This window comes from Blastococcus sp. SYSU DS0753, from assembly GCF_054051175.1.
In genome coordinates this window covers 1-17,178 of the sequence record NZ_JBJHAT010000017.1, presented here as the reverse complement: position 1 = coordinate 17,178, position 17,178 = coordinate 1, and the positions used below count along the sequence as shown (strand labels likewise).

17 protein-coding genes are annotated in these 17,178 nt (G+C 74.1%); 8 read left to right on the top strand and 9 right to left on the bottom strand.

Translation table 11 applies throughout. From position 1 onward, the window contains the following. Positions 1-37 precede the first annotated feature (37 nt). From ACI799_RS13620 to pgm, 3 genes are all read left to right on the top strand, one after another. The gene (locus ACI799_RS13620; protein WP_456613285.1) at positions 38-892 is read left to right on the top strand and encodes a helix-turn-helix domain-containing protein; all 855 of its coding nucleotides are present in this window, start codon (positions 38-40) and stop codon (positions 890-892) included. Continuing rightward, a complete protein-coding gene (locus ACI799_RS13615) occupies positions 889-1,317 on the top strand; it encodes a VOC family protein (protein WP_456600260.1) in 429 nt (142 codons plus the stop codon). Before ACI799_RS13620 ends, ACI799_RS13615 begins: the two co-directional genes overlap by 4 nt. Before the next feature lie 97 nt (positions 1,318-1,414). Continuing rightward, positions 1,415-3,049: a phosphoglucomutase (alpha-D-glucose-1,6-bisphosphate-dependent) gene (gene pgm, locus ACI799_RS13610; protein WP_456613284.1), complete on the top strand. Its 1,635-nt coding sequence runs from the start codon at positions 1,415-1,417 to the stop codon at positions 3,047-3,049. A 14-nt stretch (positions 3,050-3,063) separates the two neighbouring features. Here pgm and ACI799_RS13605 read toward each other — a convergent pair whose 3' ends face one another. The 6 genes from ACI799_RS13605 to ACI799_RS13580 all read right to left on the bottom strand — a co-directional run bounded on the left by ACI799_RS13605 (position 3,064) and on the right by ACI799_RS13580 (position 8,763). Continuing rightward, positions 3,064-3,294 carry a hypothetical protein gene (locus ACI799_RS13605; RefSeq protein ID WP_456613283.1) on the bottom strand — a complete coding sequence of 77 codons (231 nt, stop codon included), beginning with the start codon at positions 3,292-3,294 and terminating at the stop codon, positions 3,064-3,066. A gap of 345 nt (positions 3,295-3,639) precedes the next feature. Continuing rightward, positions 3,640-3,984, bottom strand: coding sequence for a PadR family transcriptional regulator (locus ACI799_RS13600; RefSeq protein ID WP_456595970.1), 345 nt, complete (start codon positions 3,982-3,984; stop codon positions 3,640-3,642). 118 nt (positions 3,985-4,102) lie between these two features. After that, the gene (gene glpK / locus ACI799_RS13595) at positions 4,103-5,620 is read right to left on the bottom strand and encodes a glycerol kinase GlpK (protein WP_456595969.1); all 1,518 of its coding nucleotides are present in this window, start codon (positions 5,618-5,620) and stop codon (positions 4,103-4,105) included. A 26-nt stretch (positions 5,621-5,646) separates the two neighbouring features. After that, positions 5,647-6,384 (bottom strand): MIP/aquaporin family protein, encoded by a 738-nt coding sequence (locus ACI799_RS13590; RefSeq protein ID WP_456589647.1) that lies wholly within the window; start codon positions 6,382-6,384, stop codon positions 5,647-5,649. Positions 6,385-6,539: 155 nt separating this feature from the next. Next, complete coding sequence (gene glpK / locus ACI799_RS13585; RefSeq protein WP_456589648.1) at positions 6,540-8,042, bottom strand: glycerol kinase GlpK; 1,503 nt, start codon at positions 8,040-8,042, stop codon at positions 6,540-6,542. Next, a complete protein-coding gene (locus tag ACI799_RS13580) occupies positions 8,035-8,763 on the bottom strand; it encodes an IclR family transcriptional regulator (RefSeq protein ID WP_456589649.1) in 729 nt (242 codons plus the stop codon). The genes glpK (ACI799_RS13585) and ACI799_RS13580 overlap by 8 nt, the downstream gene beginning before the upstream one ends. 227 nt (positions 8,764-8,990) lie before the next feature. Between ACI799_RS13580 and ACI799_RS13575 the strand changes: the two genes are divergently transcribed. Together ACI799_RS13575 and ACI799_RS13570 are read left to right on the top strand one after the other, a co-directional pair. Beyond that, complete coding sequence (locus tag ACI799_RS13575) at positions 8,991-10,718, top strand: glycerol-3-phosphate dehydrogenase/oxidase (protein ID WP_456613282.1); 1,728 nt, start codon at positions 8,991-8,993, stop codon at positions 10,716-10,718. Between the two features lie 273 nt (positions 10,719-10,991). After that, positions 10,992-12,545 carry a glycoside hydrolase family 6 protein gene (locus ACI799_RS13570; protein ID WP_456613281.1) on the top strand — a complete coding sequence of 518 codons (1,554 nt, stop codon included), beginning with the start codon at positions 10,992-10,994 and terminating at the stop codon, positions 12,543-12,545. Positions 12,546-12,621: 76 nt separating this feature from the next. On the opposite strand, the gene ACI799_RS13565 is transcribed toward ACI799_RS13570, so the two are convergent. Beyond that, the gene (locus tag ACI799_RS13565) at positions 12,622-13,527 is read right to left on the bottom strand and encodes a GGDEF domain-containing protein (RefSeq protein WP_456600265.1); all 906 of its coding nucleotides are present in this window, start codon (positions 13,525-13,527) and stop codon (positions 12,622-12,624) included. A gap of 156 nt (positions 13,528-13,683) precedes the next feature. Here ACI799_RS13565 and ACI799_RS13560 point away from each other — a divergent pair, with 156 nt between their 5' ends. Both ACI799_RS13560 and ACI799_RS13555 read left to right on the top strand, forming a co-directional pair. Continuing rightward, positions 13,684-14,619, top strand: a complete 936-nt coding sequence (locus ACI799_RS13560; protein WP_456595964.1) for a hydroxymethylglutaryl-CoA lyase — start codon at positions 13,684-13,686, stop codon at positions 14,617-14,619. After that, positions 14,619-15,134, top strand: a complete 516-nt coding sequence (locus ACI799_RS13555) for a flavin reductase family protein (RefSeq protein WP_456589653.1) — start codon at positions 14,619-14,621, stop codon at positions 15,132-15,134. The genes ACI799_RS13560 and ACI799_RS13555 overlap by 1 nt, the downstream gene beginning before the upstream one ends. Positions 15,135-15,184: 50 nt before the next feature. Here the strand turns inward: ACI799_RS13555 and ACI799_RS13550 are convergent, their stop codons facing one another. Next, positions 15,185-15,619, bottom strand: coding sequence for a hypothetical protein (locus ACI799_RS13550; protein ID WP_456595962.1), 435 nt, complete (start codon positions 15,617-15,619; stop codon positions 15,185-15,187). Continuing rightward, positions 15,612-15,974, bottom strand: a complete 363-nt coding sequence (locus tag ACI799_RS13545; RefSeq protein WP_456595961.1) for a hypothetical protein — start codon at positions 15,972-15,974, stop codon at positions 15,612-15,614. Before ACI799_RS13545 ends, ACI799_RS13550 begins: the two co-directional genes overlap by 8 nt. Before the next feature lie 179 nt (positions 15,975-16,153). Here ACI799_RS13545 and ACI799_RS13540 point away from each other — a divergent pair, with 179 nt between their 5' ends. Next, positions 16,154-17,110 (top strand): siderophore ABC transporter substrate-binding protein, encoded by a 957-nt coding sequence (locus ACI799_RS13540; protein WP_456589656.1) that lies wholly within the window; start codon positions 16,154-16,156, stop codon positions 17,108-17,110. The last annotated feature ends 68 nt before the right edge of the window (positions 17,111-17,178 follow it).

Genomic DNA, 17,178 nt, shown 5'->3' with positions numbered 1-17,178 from the left:
CCTGGAGCCACGCCCTCGTCGCTGCGATGCTGGTCGGGTGCGGCAGGAGTCGGTGGTGCACCGCCCGCACCCGGCGCTGCGCCGGTACGTCGCGGCGACCCTGGGCTACCGGCACGAGGGGTTCCCGCCCGGCGAGCACCTGGGCCTGCCCTCCCCCTGGCTGACCGTCGTCCTCACCCTGGACGACCCGCTGGAGATGGCCGCCCACCCCGACCCCGCCCAGTCCCCCGGCCGGTTCGACGCGCTCGTCGGCGGCCTGCACACCCGTCCGGCGCGGATCGTGCACCCCGGTCGGCAGGCCGGCATCCAGCTCTCGCTCACGCCGCTGGGGGCGCGCGCCCTGCTGGGCCTGCCCGCCGGCGAGCTGGCGTCGCTGGACGTGCCGCTGACCGACCTGCTGGGCCCGGCCGGCACCGAGCTGGTGGACGGGCTGCGGACCGCCGCGGGGTGGCCCGCACGGTTCGCCGCGCTGGACGCGGCGCTGCTGCGCCGACTCCGGGACGTCGACGGCGTCCCGGCGGAGGTCGCGGAGGCCTGGCGGCTGACGACGGCGGCCGGGGGGCGGCTGCGGGTGTCCCAGCTGGCCGCCCGGGTCGGCTGGTCCACCCGGCACCTCGAGCAGCGGTTCCGCGCCGAGACGGGTCTCGGGCCCAAGGAGGCCGCCCGGGTCGTGCGCTTCGACCGGGCCCGGCGGGCGCTGGCGGCGCGGGTGGCCACCGGTGGTGCGCCGGACCTCGCCGCCCTTGCCGCCGGCACCGGCTTCGCCGACCAGGCGCACCTCACGAGGGAGTGGCGGGCGTTCGCCGGACTGCCGCCCACCCGCTGGCTGGCGGCGGAGTTCGGATACGTTCAAGACACCGCCGCGCTCGCCACGGCACTGTCGTCGCCATGACGACGACGCAGCAGACCGACCAGCAGCAGACGGCGCCGGCCCCCGTGGTGTGGCCGGCCTTCCGGGCCCGGGACGCCCGCGGGCTCATCCGCTTCCTCGTGGACGTCCTCGGCTTCGAGGAAACCGTGGTGTACGGCGAGGGCGACCGGGTCGACCACGCCCAGCTCGACTGGCCCGAGGGCGGCGGGGTCATGCTCGGCTCCGTCCGGGACGACGGCGGCCAGTGGCCGGTGGAGGCGACCGGCTGCTACGTGGTCACCGCCGATCCGGACGCCGTGCACGCGCGGGCCGTCGCCGCCGGGGCGGAGATCGTGCGGGCCCCCTACACCACTGACTACGGCTCCCGGGACGTCACCATCCGCGACCCCGAGGGCAACGTCTGGCAGTTCGGCACCTACCGCGGCGAGCCGCGCCGGTCGAGCTGACCGGGGCAGGAACCGCGCACCGGCCCGGGTCGGAGCACCGGCCCGGGCCGGCGCGCACATCTCGCGCGGACCCGTCGCGCAGGCCAAGATCAACCACATGAGCGACGCCCGCGCCGGACAGCCCGCCCAGCCCGCCGACCTGATCGACGTCGCCTCGCTGGTCAGCGCGTACTACACCGTCGAGCCGGACCCGGCCGAGCCGACGCAGCAGGTCGCGTTCGGCACCTCGGGCCACCGCGGCTCGGCGTTCGACGCGGCGTTCAACGAGGCGCACATCCTCGCCACGACGCAGGCCATCTGCGAGTACCGCGCCGAACAGCGGTACGACGGGCCGCTCTTCCTCGGCCGGGACACCCACGCGCTCTCCGAGCCGGCCTGGGCGACGGCGCTGGAGGTGCTGGTGGCCAACGACGTCACCGTCCTGGTCGACGCCGGCGAGCGCTACACCCCCACCCCGGCGATCAGCCACGCGATCCTGCGGGCCAACCAGGGGAAGCGCACCGGGCTCGCGGACGGCATCGTCGTCACCCCGTCGCACAACCCGCCGCGCGACGGCGGCTTCAAGTACAACCCGCCCTCCGGCGGGCCCGCCGACACCGACGCCACGGGGTGGATCGCCGGGCGGGCCAACGACCTGCTGCGGGCCGGGCTCTCCGGCGTCCGCCGGGTACCGGTGGAGCAGGCGCGCGGGACGGCGCAGGCCTACGACTTCCTGGGCACCTACGTCGACGACCTGCCGCAGGTCATCGACCTCGACGCGATCCGCGACGCGGGCGTGCGCATCGGCGCCGACCCCCTCGGTGGTGCCAGCGTCGACTACTGGGCGGCCATCGCCGAGCGCCACCGGCTCGACCTCACCGTGGTCAACCCGCTGGTCGACCCGACGTGGCGGTTCATGACGCTGGACTGGGACGGCAAGATCCGGATGGACTGCTCCTCCCCCGCGGCGATGGCCTCGCTGGTCGACCGCCGGAACGAGTTCCAGATCGCCACCGGCAACGACGCCGACGCCGACCGGCACGGCATCGTCACCCCCGACGCCGGGCTGATGAACCCCAACCACTTCCTCGCCGTCGCGATCGCCTACCTGCTCAGCCACCGGCCCGGGTGGGCCAAGGACGTCGCCGTCGGCAAGACGCTGGTGTCCAGCTCGCTGATCGACCGGGTCGTCGCCGACCTGGACCGAAAGCTGGTCGAGGTCCCGGTCGGCTTCAAGTGGTTCGTGCCGGGGCTGCTGGACGGGTCGGTCGGCTTCGGTGGCGAGGAGTCCGCCGGCGCCTCGTTCCTGCGCCGGGACGGCGGTGTCTGGACGACGGACAAGGACGGCATCCTGCTCGCGCTGCTGGCCGCCGAGATCCAGGCCGTGACGGGCCGGTCCCCCTCGAAGCTGCACAAGCAGCTCACCGACCACTTCGGCGAGTCCGCCTACGCCCGGATCGACGCGCCGGCGACCCGCGCGGAGAAGGCGGCGCTGGGCAAGCTCTCCCCCGAGGACGTCGCCGCCACCGAGCTGGCCGGGGAGCCGATCACCGCGAAGCTCACCCGCGCCCCCGGCAACGACGCCCCGATCGGCGGGCTGAAGGTGACCACGGAGAACGCTTGGTTCGCCGCCCGCCCCTCGGGGACCGAGGACGTCTACAAGATCTACGCCGAGTCCTTCCGCGGGCCGGAGCACCTCGCGCAGGTGCAGGAGGAGGCGCGCGCCGTCGTGGCCACCGCGCTCGGCAGCTGACGCCTCCGCCGCGGTCAGCGGGCGAGCAACCCGCCCACGGCCATGGCGGCGAGCATCAGGAACGGGAGGCCGAACAGGACGACGCCCGCCCACCGCGGGAGCGGCACCATCTCGGCACCGGTCCGCGGGTCGACGACCTTGTCCCCGGAGGCGTCGTGCCGGACGGTGCGGACGATCCGGGCGACGCAGGCGGCGAGCACGAGCGCGGCGACCACGCACACGGCCCACGCGGGCAGGTCGAGCACGGAGGTCTCCCCGGCACCGAGGGCCCACAGGGAGTCGGCGAGGAGAAGCAGGCCAGCCCGATGGACGCCGCCGTTCCCAGGTCCCGCCAGGTCAGCCCCCGCAGCGTGTCCCGCCAGCCGCGGCTGGGGGCGGCCCCGAGCACGTCGGCGACCCGGTCGGCGTACTCCGTGGCCGGGCCGAACGCCTCCCGCGGGTGCTCCCCGGTCTCGGCGACGTGGCTCTGCACCTCCGCGAGCACCTCGCCGATCCGGGCACCGGGGACGTCGCGCATCCGCAGGCGCAGCAGGAGGGCGTCGTGCCAGGCCTGCTCGCTGCTGTTCAGGACCTTCCCCATGGTGAGCTCCTCAGGCGGGGACGGACGGGGACGAGAGCAGGCCGGCGGCCCGCTCGGTGAACGTGCGCCACTGGTCGGCGCGCTCGCGCAGCGCCTGCTCGCCGGCGGTGGTCAGGGTGAAGAACTTGCGGCCCGGCCCGCCGTCGCCGGCCTCCCAGGACGAGGAGACCAGCCCCTCGGTCTCCAGCCGGGTCAGGATCGGGTACAGCGTGCCGCCCTTCACCGAACCGAGGCCGGCCTCGGCCAGCCGGGCGGCGATCGCGTAGCCGTACGTCGGGCCGTCGGCCACCACGCGGAGCACGCACAGCGAGAGCACGCCGCGCATCCACTCCCCGGGCCAGCGGTCCTCCGTCACGTGCTAGACAGTACGGCCGACTAGTCAGGCGCACAACCTACTGAGAGGCCCGTCCCCCTCGGCCCCGTCCGGAGGCTCGCCCCGAGCCTGCGAGGGGTGAGGAGGACGGGGTCCTTCTTCAGCTGACGTCCTCGTCGACCCAGTCCAGCGACTTGGTCACCGCCTTCTGCCAGTTGCGGTAGTTGCGCTCCCGCTCCTCGGCAGGCATCTGCGGCTCCCAGCGCTTGTCCTCGGCCCACTTGGCGGTCAGCTCGTCGAGGTCGGACCAGAAGCCGACGGCCAGGCCGGCGGCGTAGGCGGCGCCCAGCGCGGTGGTCTCGGCGATCTTCGGCCGGATCACCGGGACGTCGAGCAGGTCGGCCTGGAACTGCATGAGCAGCTCGTTGCCGACCATGCCGCCGTCGACCCGCAGCTCGGTCAGGTCGACGCCGGAGTCGGCGTTCATCGCGTCCAGCACCTCGCGGGTCTGGTAGGCGGTCGCCTCCAGCACGGCCCGGGCCAGGTGCCCCTTGTTGACGTACCGGGTGAGCCCGACGACGGCGCCGCGGGCGTCGGCGCGCCAGTGCGGCGCGAACAGCCCGGAGAACGCCGGGACGAAGTACGCCCCGCCGTTGTCGTCGACCGAGCGGGCCAGGTCCTCGATCTCCGGGGCGCTCTTGATCATGCCCAGGTTGTCCCGGACCCACTGCACCAGCGAGCCGGTCACGGCGATCGACCCCTCCAGGGCGTACACCGGCTTGGCGTCGCCGAGCTGGTAGCACAGCGTGGTGAGCAGGCCGTTCTCCGAGGGGACGGCCTCCTCCCCGGTGTTGAGCAGCATGAAGTTGCCGGTGCCGTAGGTGTTCTTGGCCATCCCGCGCTCGAAGCAGACCTGGCCGAAGGTCGCCGCCTGCTGGTCGCCGAGCGAGCCGGCGATCGGCACGCCGCCCAGGAAGCCGGCCTTGCGGCCCCTGCCGTACTCCTCGGAGTTGGAGCGGATCTCCGGGAGCATGGACGTCGGGATGCCCATCTCCTCGGCGATGGACTCGTCCCAGGCGAGCGTCCGGTAGTCCATGAGCATCGTGCGCGAGGCGTTGGAGACGTCCGTGAGGTGCTGGCCGCCGTCGGCCCCGCCGGTCATGTTCCAGATCAGCCAGGAGTCGATGGTGCCCATCAGCAGCTCGCCGCGCTCGGCCCGCTCCCGGGCGCCGTCGACGTTGTCGAGGATCCAGCGCACCTTCGGGCCGGCGAAGTAGGTGGCCAGCGGCAGCCCGACCTTGTCCTTGTACCGGTCGGCGCCGCCGCCGAGCGCGCCGAGCTCGTCGATGATCTTCGTCGTGCGGGTGTCCTGCCAGACGATGGCGTTGTAGACCGGCTGCCCGGTCGCCCGGTCCCAGACGACGGCGGTCTCGCGCTGGTTGGTGATCCCGATGGCGACGATGTCGGAGGCGCCCGCGTCGCTGCGCGCTATCGCCTGCCCGACCACCTCGCGGGTGTTCCGCCAGATCTCCAGCGCGTCGTGCTCGACCCACCCGGCCCGCGGGAAGATCTGCTGGTGCTCCTTCTGCCCGACCGACACCACCGCGCCGTCGTGGTCGAAGATCATGCAGCGGGTGCTGGTGGTGCCCTGGTCGATGGCTACGACGTACTGCGGCATGGGGAGTTCCTCTCGATCGGAAGTGGTCAGAGCGGGACGTGCGACAGGCCGCCGGCGAGGACGGCACCGAGGAGCGGGCCGACGATCGGGACCCAGGCGTACCCCCAGTTGCTGTCCCCCTTGCCCCGGATCGGCAGGACGGCGTGGGCGATGCGGGGCCCGAGGTCGCGGGCGGGGTTGATGGCGTAGCCGGTGGGGCCGCCGAGGGAGGCGCCGATGCCGACGACCAGCAGGGCGACGGCCAGCGGGCCGAGCTGGGTGGGCGTGTCCCCGAACCGCAGGATGATGTAGACCAGCACGAACGTGCCCACCATCTCGCTGATCACGTTGTCCTTGACCGTGCCGGTGGCCGGCCCGGTCGCGAAGGTGCCCAGCTGGGTGCCGGCGGCCTCGGGGTCGTTGTAGTGCCCGTAGTACGCCAGGTAGGCCACGACCGCGCCGAGGAAGGCCCCGACCAGCTGCCCGGCGAAGTAGGTGAACGTGGTGGCGACGGTGACGGGGACGCCGATGGCGTACGTGTCGGTCCCGCTGACCAGCAGGCCGACGGTGACGGCCGGGTTGATGTGGGCACCGGAGCTCGCTCCGGCGAAGACGCCGGCGAAGACGGCGAGCCCCCAGCCGAAGATGATGACGATCCAGCCGCCGCCGTTGCCGAACGTCTTGGGCAGGGCGACGTTGGCGACCACCCCGACGCCGAGCAGCAACAGGATGCCGGTGCCGAGTACTTCACTCCCGAAGACGGTCCAGAGACCGAGGGTGTCCACGTGTAGGCGCTCCTCGAGGCGGGCCCGCCGTACAGCGGACCGTGGATGTCGGGGACGCGGCGGTGGTCACCACCGCCGAGCCCGTTCTGCGGACCGTAGGAGGGCTCCTGTGACCTGGACAACAGTCGCGGTTCGACATCATCGGACGGTGACGATCACGGCGCGCCCCACGCGATGCTGAGCTGCACCGCGCGCTCCCAGCGCGGGTACTCCGCGGTCAGCGCCTGCGCCCGCCCGGGCGACGGCGTCCACTGCGCCGCGCGGTGCCAGTTGCGGCGCAGCGCGGCGACGTCGGACCAGACCCCGACCGCCAGACCCGCGGCGTACGCGGCACCGAGCGACACGGTCTCCCCGACCATCGGGCGCACCACCGGGGTGTCCAGCACGTCGGCGATGAACTGCATCAGCAGGTTGTTGGTGGTCATCCCGCCGTCCACCCGCAGCGCCGGCAGCGACAGCCCCGAGTCGGCCGCCATCGCCTGGATCACGTCCCGGGTCTGCCAGCCGGTGGCCTCCAGCACCGCCCGGGCCAGGTGCCCCTTGGTGACGTAGGAGGTCAGCCCGGCCACCAGCCCGCGGGCCTCGCCCCGCCAGTGCGGGGCCAGCAGGCCGGAGAACGCGGGGACGACGTAGCAGCCGCCGTTGTCCTCCACCGTGCGGGCCAGCGTCTCGACCTCCGGCGCGGTGCCGATCAGCCCGAGCCCGTCGCGCAGCCACTGCACCAGCGCGCCGGCGACGGCCACCGATCCCTCCAGCGCGTACCGGGGCGGCTCCCCGGCCAGCTGGTACGCCACCGTGCTGATCGAGCCCGAGCGCGTGCGCACCAGTTCCGTGCCGGTGTTCTGCAGCAGGAAGCTCCCGGTGCCGTAGGTGCACTTGGCCTCCCCCGGCGCGAAGCACGCCTGCCCGAACAGCGCCGCCTGCTGGTCGCCGAGCGCCCCGGCGATGGGCAACGGCTGCGCGAGCGCGGTCGCCGGGCCGAGCACGCCGACCGAGGGCCGGATCTCCGGGAGCATCGGGGCGGGGATGCCGAAGAAGTCCAGCAGGTCCGGGTCCCAGCGGCAGGCGCGGACGTCCATCAGCAGGGTGCGGCTGGCATTGGTCACGTCGGTGACGTGCAGGCCACCGTCCGGCCCGCCGGTGAGGTTCCAGATGAGCCAGGTCTCCATCGTCCCGAACAGCAGCTCCCCGCGCTCCGCCCGTTCCCGGGCGCGGGGCACGTGCTCGAGGATCCAGCGCAGCCGCGGCCCGGAGAAGTAGCCGGCGATCGCCATGCCGCTGCGCTCGGGCACCAGCGGTGCCTCCGGGCGCGCGCCGAGCTCGGCGACCAGGTCCGCCGTCCGGGTGTCCTGCCAGACCAGGGCCCGCAGCACGGGCCGGCCGGTGGCCCGGTCCCAGACGACGGTGGTCTCCCGCTGGTTGGCGATGCCGAGGGCGACCACGGTGCCCGCACCACCGACGTCGGCCAGCACCTGGTCGGCGGTCCACCGGGTGTTCGCCCAGATCTCCATCGGGTCGTGCTCGACCCATCCCGGGCGGGGGAAGTACTGCCGGTGCTCCCGCTGCCGGACGGCGACCATGCGCCCACCGCGGTCGAAGACCAGGGAGCGGGTCGACGTCGTCCCCTGGTCCACGGCGAGGACGTACCGGTCAGGCACCGCCGTACCCCAGCTCCCGGGAGACGGCGGTGGCCGCATCGGTGACCATGCCGAGGAGCAGGCTCCGGGGCGCGCCACGGCCGTCGAACAACGAGGTCACGGGGCCGTTCACGCCCAGCGCGGCCACGACCGGCCCGCCGGGCCCCCGGACGGGGGCGGCGATGCACCCGCGGCCGGGCTCGTGCTCCCCCCGGTCGGCCGCCCAGCCGCGGGTCCGCACCTCGGCCAGCCCGGCGGCGCGGTTCCCGGTGGCGGTCCGCGCCGGCCGGGGCTCGAGCGCGTGCGCCAGGAGGACCTTGCCCAATCCCGTCGTCCGCGCGGGCAGCGCGACCCCCACCTCGAGCACCTGGGCCGAGTCGTCGGGCCGGAAGACGTGGTGGACGACGACCACCTCGTCCTCGCCGGCGAGCGTGGCCAGCCGCACCGTGTGCCCGCTGCGGGCGGCGAGTGCGTCGGCCCAGTTCGATGCGCGCGCGCGGAGCTCGTTGACGTCCAGGGAACTCCCCAGCCGCAGCAGGCCCGGGCCGATGCTGTACCGGCCGGTCGCCCGGTCCTGCGCCACGAACCCCACGTGCAGCAACGTGCGCAGCAGGCCGTGGGTGGTGGTCTTGGCCAGCCCGACGGTCTCGGCGATCTCGGTGACCCCGAGTGCGTTCCGCGCCCCGGCGATCACCTGCAGGATCGCCGCGGCCCGCTCGATGGACTGCACGGTGCCCGGCATGGCGCCCGACGGTAGGGCATCCGGGACGCTGTCGTTCCCTCTTCCGGTGCGACGATGTAGGACGCCGCACGTCGACGGGCGTCCGGGGTCGACCTACCGTGGCCGGTAGCCGGGGGTGGCGGAGGACGCCTGCCCGCGGCGGAGAGCAGTGACACGGAGGTGCACCGGTGCTCGGGCACCTCCCAGCGCGTTCCGTCCGGTGGGCGGGCATCCCCCGGGGAGTGCAGATGACGGCAGTACGCCCGCTCGGGCCGGAGCAGCGCGCCCAGGCCTGGGCCGAGCTCGCGGAGGAGGGCTTCGAGGTCCTCGTCGTCGGCGGCGGGGTGACCGGGGCCGGGGTGGCGCTGGACGCCGCCACCCGCGGTCTGCGCACGGCCCTGGTCGAGGCCCGCGACTTCGCCAGCGGCACCTCCTCCCGCTCCTCGAAGCTGTTCCACGGAGGTCTGCGCTACCTGGAACAGCTCGACTTCGGCCTGGTCCGGGAGGCGCTGCACGAGCGTGACCTGTCGGTCAACCGGCTCGCCCCGCACCTGGTCCGGCCGGTGCCCTTCCTGTACCCGCTGACCCACCACTGGGAGCGGCCCTACGTCGCGGCGGGGCTGACCCTCTACGACGGGCTGGCCCGGCTCGGCGCGCTCGCCGACCCGATGCCGGCGCAGAAGCACCTCACCCGCACCGGCGCCCGGCGGCTGTTCCCGGCGCTCAAGCCGGACTACCTCGTCGGCGCCATCCGCTACTTCGACGCCCAGGCCGACGACGCCCGGCACACGCTCACCGTGGCCCGCACCGCGGCGGCGTACGGGGCCACCGTGCTGAACTCCGCCGAGGTGGTCTCCTTCGCCCACGCCGGCGGCCGGGTCGTGGGGGCCCGGGTGCGGGACGTGGAGACCGGCCGGGAGGTCGACGTCAGGAGCGAGGTGGTGGTCAACGCCACCGGTGTGTGGACCGACGACATCCAGACGCTGGTCGGCGGGCGCGGGCGGTTCCACGTGCGGGCCAGCAAGGGCGTGCACGTGGTCGTCCCCCGCGACCGGATCAACGGGGAGACCGGGCTGATCCTGCGCACGGAGAAGTCGGTGCTGTTCGTGATCCCCTGGGGCAGCCACTGGATCATCGGGACGACCGACACCGACTGGGCGCTGGACAAGGCGCACCCGGCGGCCAGCAAGGCCGACATCGACTACATCCTCGAGCGGGTCAACGAGGTTCTGTCGGTGCCGATCACCCACGACGACATCACCGGCGTCTACGCCGGCCTGCGCCCGTTGCTCTCGGGCGAGAGCGAGTCGACCAGCCAGCTCTCCCGCGAGCACGCCGTCGCCCGCCCCATGCCCGGCGTGATCGCGGTGGCCGGCGGCAAGTACACGACGTACCGCCCGATGGCCGCGGACGCGGTGGACGCCGTGGCGGTGGACGTGAGCCGGACGGTGCCCCCGAGCGTCACGGAGAACATCCCGCTGGTGGGTGCCGAGGGCTACGCCGCGATGCTCAACTCCCTCGACGGCCTCTCCCGGCGGTGGGACATCCCCCGGTTCCGCGCCGAACACCTGCTGAAGCGGTTCGGGTCGCTGACCCCGGACGTGCTCGCGCTGGCCGACGGCCGACCCGAGCTGCTGGACCCGGTGCCCGGAGCCGAGGAGTACCTCATGGTCGAGATGGTGTGGGCCGCCGGGCACGAGGCGGCGCTGCACCTGGACGACCTGCTGGCCCGCCGGACGCGCATCTCCATCGAGACCGCCCACCGCGGTGTGGTGTGCGCCGAACCGGTCGCCCGTGCGGTCGCCGACGTGCTGGGCTGGGACGAGCAGCGGATCGCCAACGAGGTGGCCAGCTACACCGCGCGGGTGGAGGCGGAGCGCCGTTCGCAGACCGAGCTGGGCGACCAGGAGGCCGACGCCGCCCGGGTGGCGGCGCCCGACACCCGCGCCGTCGCGGTGGGCCGCGCCCTGGGCTGAGCCTCCCCGCAGCTGATCCCCAGCGGCTGGTCCGCCCCGCGGCGGACGGCCGGGTGAGCCGACCTCCCCGCCGGGAGGCCGGCCGCTCGGCGACTCGCCACGCGCTGGCCTCCGGCGTGTCCCGCGCGGCGTGCCCGCGGCCGCCGATCCGGAGTCTTGACACCGGGGCTCCGGAGGCCCACGGTGAGAGCGCTCCCACGGTGGTACACGTCACAGCCGGCGTCCCGGGAGCCCGGATCGGACGTTCCGGCCACCGCACGGAGGGGACACGAGATGACTGCTGCCTCGAGGACGAGGCGCGCCGCGGCGACGGTGGCGGCCGCCACTCTCTCGCTGGTCGGCGCCGGCATGGGCACAGCGGCCGCCGAGGACGTACTGGAGCCCGGCACCGAGATCTTCGTCAATCCGGAGAGCACGACGCTGGAGGCCGCCCAGGGGCTCGTCGGCCAGGCCCGGGCCGACGCCCAGTTGCTGGGCAGCTTCCCGTCGGCCGACTGGTTCACCAAGGGCACCCCCGCGGAGGTGTCGGCGGCCGTCGCCGAGGTGGTCGGCGCGGCGCAGAGCGCGGATGCGGTGCCCGTGCTCGTGGCCTACAACGTCCCCTTCCGGGACTGCGCCCAGTACTCGGCCGGCGGCGCCAGGGGCGTCGCGGAGTACAAGTCCTGGATCGACGGCTTCGCCGCCGGGATCGGGGCTGCGGAGGCCACGGTGATCCTCGAGCCCGACGGCCTCGGCATCATCCCGCACTACACCACGCTGGAGGGCACGCAGGAGTGGTGCCAGCCCGAGGAGGTCGATGCCGAGACGGCCGCGGCGGAGCGGTTCGAGATGCTCAACTACGCCGTCGACGCGCTCGGCGCGCTGCCGGCGACGGCGGTCTACCTCGACGGCACGCACAGCGGCTGGCTGGGCGTCGGCGAGATCACCGACCGGCTGATCAAGGCCGGGGTGGCCGACGCCGACGGCTTCTTCCTGAACGCCTCCAACTACGTCGCCACCGAGCGGCTCCAGAAGTACGGCACCTGGGTCTCCGACTGCATCAACCTCTCCCTGGGCAGCTGGTGGGAGCCGGCCTGGTGCGCCAGCCAGTACTACCCGGCGGACCCGGCCGACCTCTCCACCTGGGGCCTCAGCGACGCCGCCTACGACCAGGCGTACGCCGACACGGGCATGACCCGGAACCCGGCCGAGCAGGCGCACTTCGTCATCGACACCAGCCGCAACGGGCAGGGCAGCTGGACCCCGCCGGCCGACTTCCCCAGTCCGCTGGACTGGTGCAACCCGCCGGGCCGCGGTCTGGGCCTGACCCCGACCACCGACACCGGGAACCCGCTGATCGACGCCTACCTGTGGATCAAGGTGCCCGGTGAGTCCGACGGCGCCTGCTACCGCGGCTCGGCGGTTCCCCACCCGGCCGACCAGGTCGCCGACCCCGCTGCCGGGCAGTGGTTCCCGGAGCAGGCCCGTGAGCTCATCGCACTGGCCGATCCGCCGGTCGCCGCCCCGACGTGCCACGTCTCCTACACCGCCCACGGCACGCGGCACGACGACTTCAACACCCGCATCCGGATCAGGAACACCGGCTCGGTGCCCATCGAGGGCTGGGAGCTGGAGTGGGCCTTCCACGAGCGGGAGACGATCCGGAACGTGCTGGGCGGCACGGCCACCCAGCAGGGTGCCGCCGTCGAGGTCGCGGATCTGCGCTGGAACCGGCTGATCAGGCCTGGGAAGCAGATCAGCCTCGGGTTCATCGGGCACCTGAACGGTTCGCCGGTCAGCGAGCCCTGGCTGTTCACCCTCAACGGCGCCGCCTGCACCTCCGACTGATCCAGCACCCCCCGACGCGGACGGCGGGGCCCGGCAAGGGCCCCGCCGTCCTGCACGTCCGGCGGCCGGACGCAGGTCAGCGGCGGCGGCCGGCCCGGCGGCGGCGCGCCTTGTCGGCGTACATGTCGTCGTCGGCGGCCCGCACGACCCGCTCGTAGACCTCTTCCGGCTCCTCGCCGCCCCTGGCCGTGCCGATGCCGATGCTGATCCCCACGGGCACCCGGGTGCCGTCGAGGTCGAGCGGCTCGGTGACCGTGGTGCGCAGCCGGTCGGCCAGGGCCTCGGCGTCGCGGCGCTCGGTGTTCTCGCAGACGATGCTGAACTCGTCCCCGCCCAGGCGGGCCGCGGTGTCGCTGGCCCGCAGGACCGAGCGGAGCCGGTCGGCGAAGGAGACGAGGACCAGGTCACCCATCGGGTGGCCGAGCTCATCGTTGATCGCCTTGAAGCCGTCGAGGTCGATGATCAGCACGCAGGTGGGGGTCTTCTCGCGACGGCCCCGGTCGAGCGCGTGCCGCAGCCGGTCCTGGAAGAGCAGCCGGTTGGGCAGGCCGGTGAGGGGGTCGTGCAGCGAGCGGTGCACCAGCTGCGCCTCGAGCGCCTTGCGCTCGGTGATGTCTTCCACGATCAGCACCAGGTGCGCCGCCTGCCCGTCGGGCGTCTCGGGCACCCAGGACGCGGTGATCTGCACCGGGATGTGCGAGCCGTCGACCCGGGTGAGCCGGGTCTCGTGCCGCATCGGTCGGCCGGGCTCGGCGGTGAGGACGCCGTGCGCCTCCTGGGCAGCCGCGACGGCGTCGGGGTGGACCAGGTCCATCACCGAGCGCCCGTGCAGCTCCTCGGCGGAGCGGCCGACCATCTCCGCGAGCGCGGGGTTGACGTCGACGAGGAGGCCGCCAGGGGTCGTCAAGGCGATCCCCATCGGCGCGTTGGCGAAGACACTCCGCCGATCCGCCGGGGGCAGCGCGTCCGCCACCTCGCCCACTGCACACCTCCAGTGCCACCTCCATCTTGCGCGACGAGGACGACGGTTCGCTGGCCGGGCCGCCTGTCGCCGTTCCGAGACGCCTGATCGGGGGAACGACAGGGCGGAGGGGGAGGATGCGGGGGGAGCAACGTTGCCGGTGCCGAGGAGACGCAGATGAACGAGTTCGACCTGGTGCTGCCCAGCTCGGTCGACGTCCGCGAGGTGGGCATGCGCGACGGGCTGCAGCTGGAGGCACCCGTGCCGCTGGCCGGCAAGCTGGCGATGCTGGAGGCGCTGGTCGCCACCGGCGTCCGCCGGATCGAGGCGACGTCGTTCGTGTCCCCGAAGGCCGTGCCCGCGCTCGCCGACGCCGATCAGGTCGCCGCCGAGCTGGCGCGGTGGCCGGAGGTGCACTGGTCGGCCCTGGTCGCCAACCCGCGCGGTGCCGTCCGGGCGGTGGACGCCGGCGTCGCCGACCTCGAGTACGTCGTCTCGGCCTCCGACGGCCACAGCCGCGCCAACGCCGGCCGCGGCACCGCCGAGGCCGTCGCCGCGGTGGGCGAGATCGCCGCGCTGGCCCATGGCGCCGGTGGCTCGCTCGAGGTCATCATCGCCACCGCCTGGGACTGCCCGTTCGACGGCCGCACCCCGGTGGCCCGCACCGTCGACGTCGCCCGCGCCGCCGTCACCGCCGGCGCCGACCAGCTCTGCCTCGGTGACACCATCGGGACGACGACGCCGCTGCGGGTGGTCACTCTCCTCGACGCGGTCCGCCGGGCCTGCCCGGGCGTCCCCGTCGGCGTGCACTTCCACGACACCCGGGGTACCGGCCAGGCCAACGCGCTGGCCGCCGTGCAGGCCGGGGTCACCCAGCTGGACGCGTCGGTCGGCGGGCTGGGCGGCTGCCCGTTCGCCCCGGGCGCCAGCGGCAACATCGCGACCGAGGAGCTGGTCTACATGCTGGAGGAGTCCGGGGTGCGCACCGGCCTGGACCTCGACGCGCTGCTGGACGCTGCCCGGGTCACCGAGCAGGCCGTGGGCCACGAGCTGCCGAGCTCGCTGTACCGCGCCGGCGGCCGGTCGGTCCCGCGCTCCGGCGGAGCCCGCTGATGCCGGCCGACGCGGTCTCCGAGCCGCCGCGGATCGTCGATCCCCGGGTGATGCGGGACGTGCTCGGGCACTTCGCCTCCGGGGTCACCGTGGTCACCGCGGACACCCCCGACGGGCCGATCGGCTTCACCTGCCAGTCGTTCAGCTCGCTGTCACTGGACCCGCCGCTCGTTGCCCTCGCCCCGGCCCGCACCTCGCGCACCTGGGCCCGGCTGCGGGAGATCGGCCGGTTCTGCGTGAACGTGCTGGCCGAGGGGCAGGACGCCGTCTCGCAGAACTTCGCCCGGTCCAGCGCCGACAAGTTCGCCGGGGTCCCGTGGACGCCCAGCCCGCAGGGCTCGCCGGTGCTCGACGACGTCGTGGCCTGGATCGACGGGGAGCTGTGGGCCGAGTACGACGGCGGCGACCACACGATCGCCGTCGCCCGGGTGCTCGACCTGGGTGCGGCGCCCGACCGCCGTCCGCTGCTCTTCCACCGTGGCGCCTACGGCCTGCTGCGCAGCGGCGGGGACTGACCGCGGTTCCCCGGGCCGGCTCGGCGGTGACCTCCGAGCCGGCCCGCCGGTCACCGGGCCGGCCGTCGGCGCCGCGCCAGCAGCGCCAGCCCGAGGACGGGCAGCACGAGCGGCACGTAGCCGTAGCCCCGGCCGTAGCCGGACCACACCGTCTCGTCGGGGAAGGCCGCTGGGTCGGCCACCGACAGGGTGCCCACGACCAGGACGCCGACCAGCTCGACGACGATGGCGGCCAGCGCGGTTCGTCGGCCGCCGCGCCCCCCGCGGGCGAGGCCCACGGTGGCCACCACGTAGACCGCCGCCGCGAACGCCGACAGCAGGTATGCCAGGGGAGCCTCGTCGAACCGGGTGGCCAGCTGCACGCCCGCGCGGGCCCCGGCCGCGAGGGCGAAGATCCCGTAGACCAGCACCAGCACGCGCGCCGGTCCGGCGGTGGTCCCCGTCGCGGCCGGCTCCGCGGGGCGGCCGAGCCCGCGCTCACGCACCGGTGGCCTCCCACAGCTGCAGCAGGCGCCAGAGCATGACGGCGACGGCGGCCGCCGCGACCGCCAGGACGGTGCCCGCCCAGCGGGTGCGCTCCGCCTGTGCCCACAGCACGCCGGCGACGGGGATGAGCAGCACGCCGAACAGGTAGCCCAGGAACGTCGGGGTGTCGGCGGGCGTGCCGTCCTCCATCCGTGCGAACGCGAGCACGGCCTGCACCACGAGCAGCGCCTCCAGCAGGCCCGCCCCGGCCAGGTGCAGGACGCCGATCCGCCGGCCGGCGGCGCTGGAAGCGAGTCCCAGCACGACCACGACCACGGCGACGACGGTGGCGGCGACGACGAGGACGGGCGTCACCGCAGCCCTCCGCGGGAGAGATCGGGTGCCGGCACGGGGCTCATCCTCCCGCCGGGCCGTCCGTACCCCGGGATCGGGGGCCCGTGTGCCCCCCCCCGCTGGTGACCATCCGGGACCGGTATGACACCTTAGGCCCGCCTAACTAAGGCGTGCCTGACCTTTGTCGTGATCGGAGACCCATGCGTACCAGCGCCCGGCCGCTCGCCGCCCTCGCCCTGCCCCTCTCCGCCGTCCTGGCGCTGTCGGCCTGCGGCGGCGACGACACCGAGGCCGAGACCGCGTCGACCGGGGGCTCCGCCGAGGTCACGGTCACCCACGCGCAGGGCGAGACCACCGTGCCGGTCGACCCCGAGACGGTCGTGGTGTTCGACCTGGGCAGCCTGGCCACGCTGGACAGCCTCGGCGTCGAGGTCGACGGCGTGCCGGAGGCCGCCTACCCCGAGTCCCTGAGCCAGTACGGGGGCGACGAGTACGCGAAGGTCGGCTCGCTGTTCGAGCCCGACTACGAGGCCGTCAACGCCCTCGGGCCCGACCTGATCATCGTCGGTGGCCGGTCGGCCGCGGTGTACCCCGAGCTCGAGCAGATCGCGCCGACCATCGATCTCAGCGTGGACAACACGAACTTCCTGGAGTCCTTCACCGAGCGCACCACCGCCCTCGCCGAGGTCTTCGGCGAGGAGGACGCGGTGGCCGAGCGCCTCGAGGCGCTCGACGCGCGGACGGCCGAGGTCGCCGAGGCGGCCGAGGGCGCGGGCACGGGCCTGATCGTCCTCACCACCGCCGGCGAGGTCAGCGCCTACGGCCCCGGCTCGCGGTTCGGTGGGCTGATCCACGACGTCCTGGGCGTGGCCCCGGCCGACGAGAACGTCAGCGACGCCACCCACGGTGACGCGATCTCCTTCGAGTTCATCGCCGAGACCAACCCGGACATCCTCTACGTCATCGACCGGGACGCCGCCATCGGCGAGGCCGGCGAGGCGGCCGAGCAGGTGCTGGACAACGACCTGGTCCGCAGCACGACGGCGTGGCAGGACGACGCCGTCTACTACCTCGACTCGACCGACTGGTACCTCACGCCGAACGGGCTGCCGTCGGTGGAGGCGATGGTCGAGGAGATCGCGGCCAGCGTCGAGTGACGCGACGAGCATGACCGGCACGCTCTCTCCGCGCGGCGCCGCACCTGCCCCCTCCGGGGCGGTGCGGC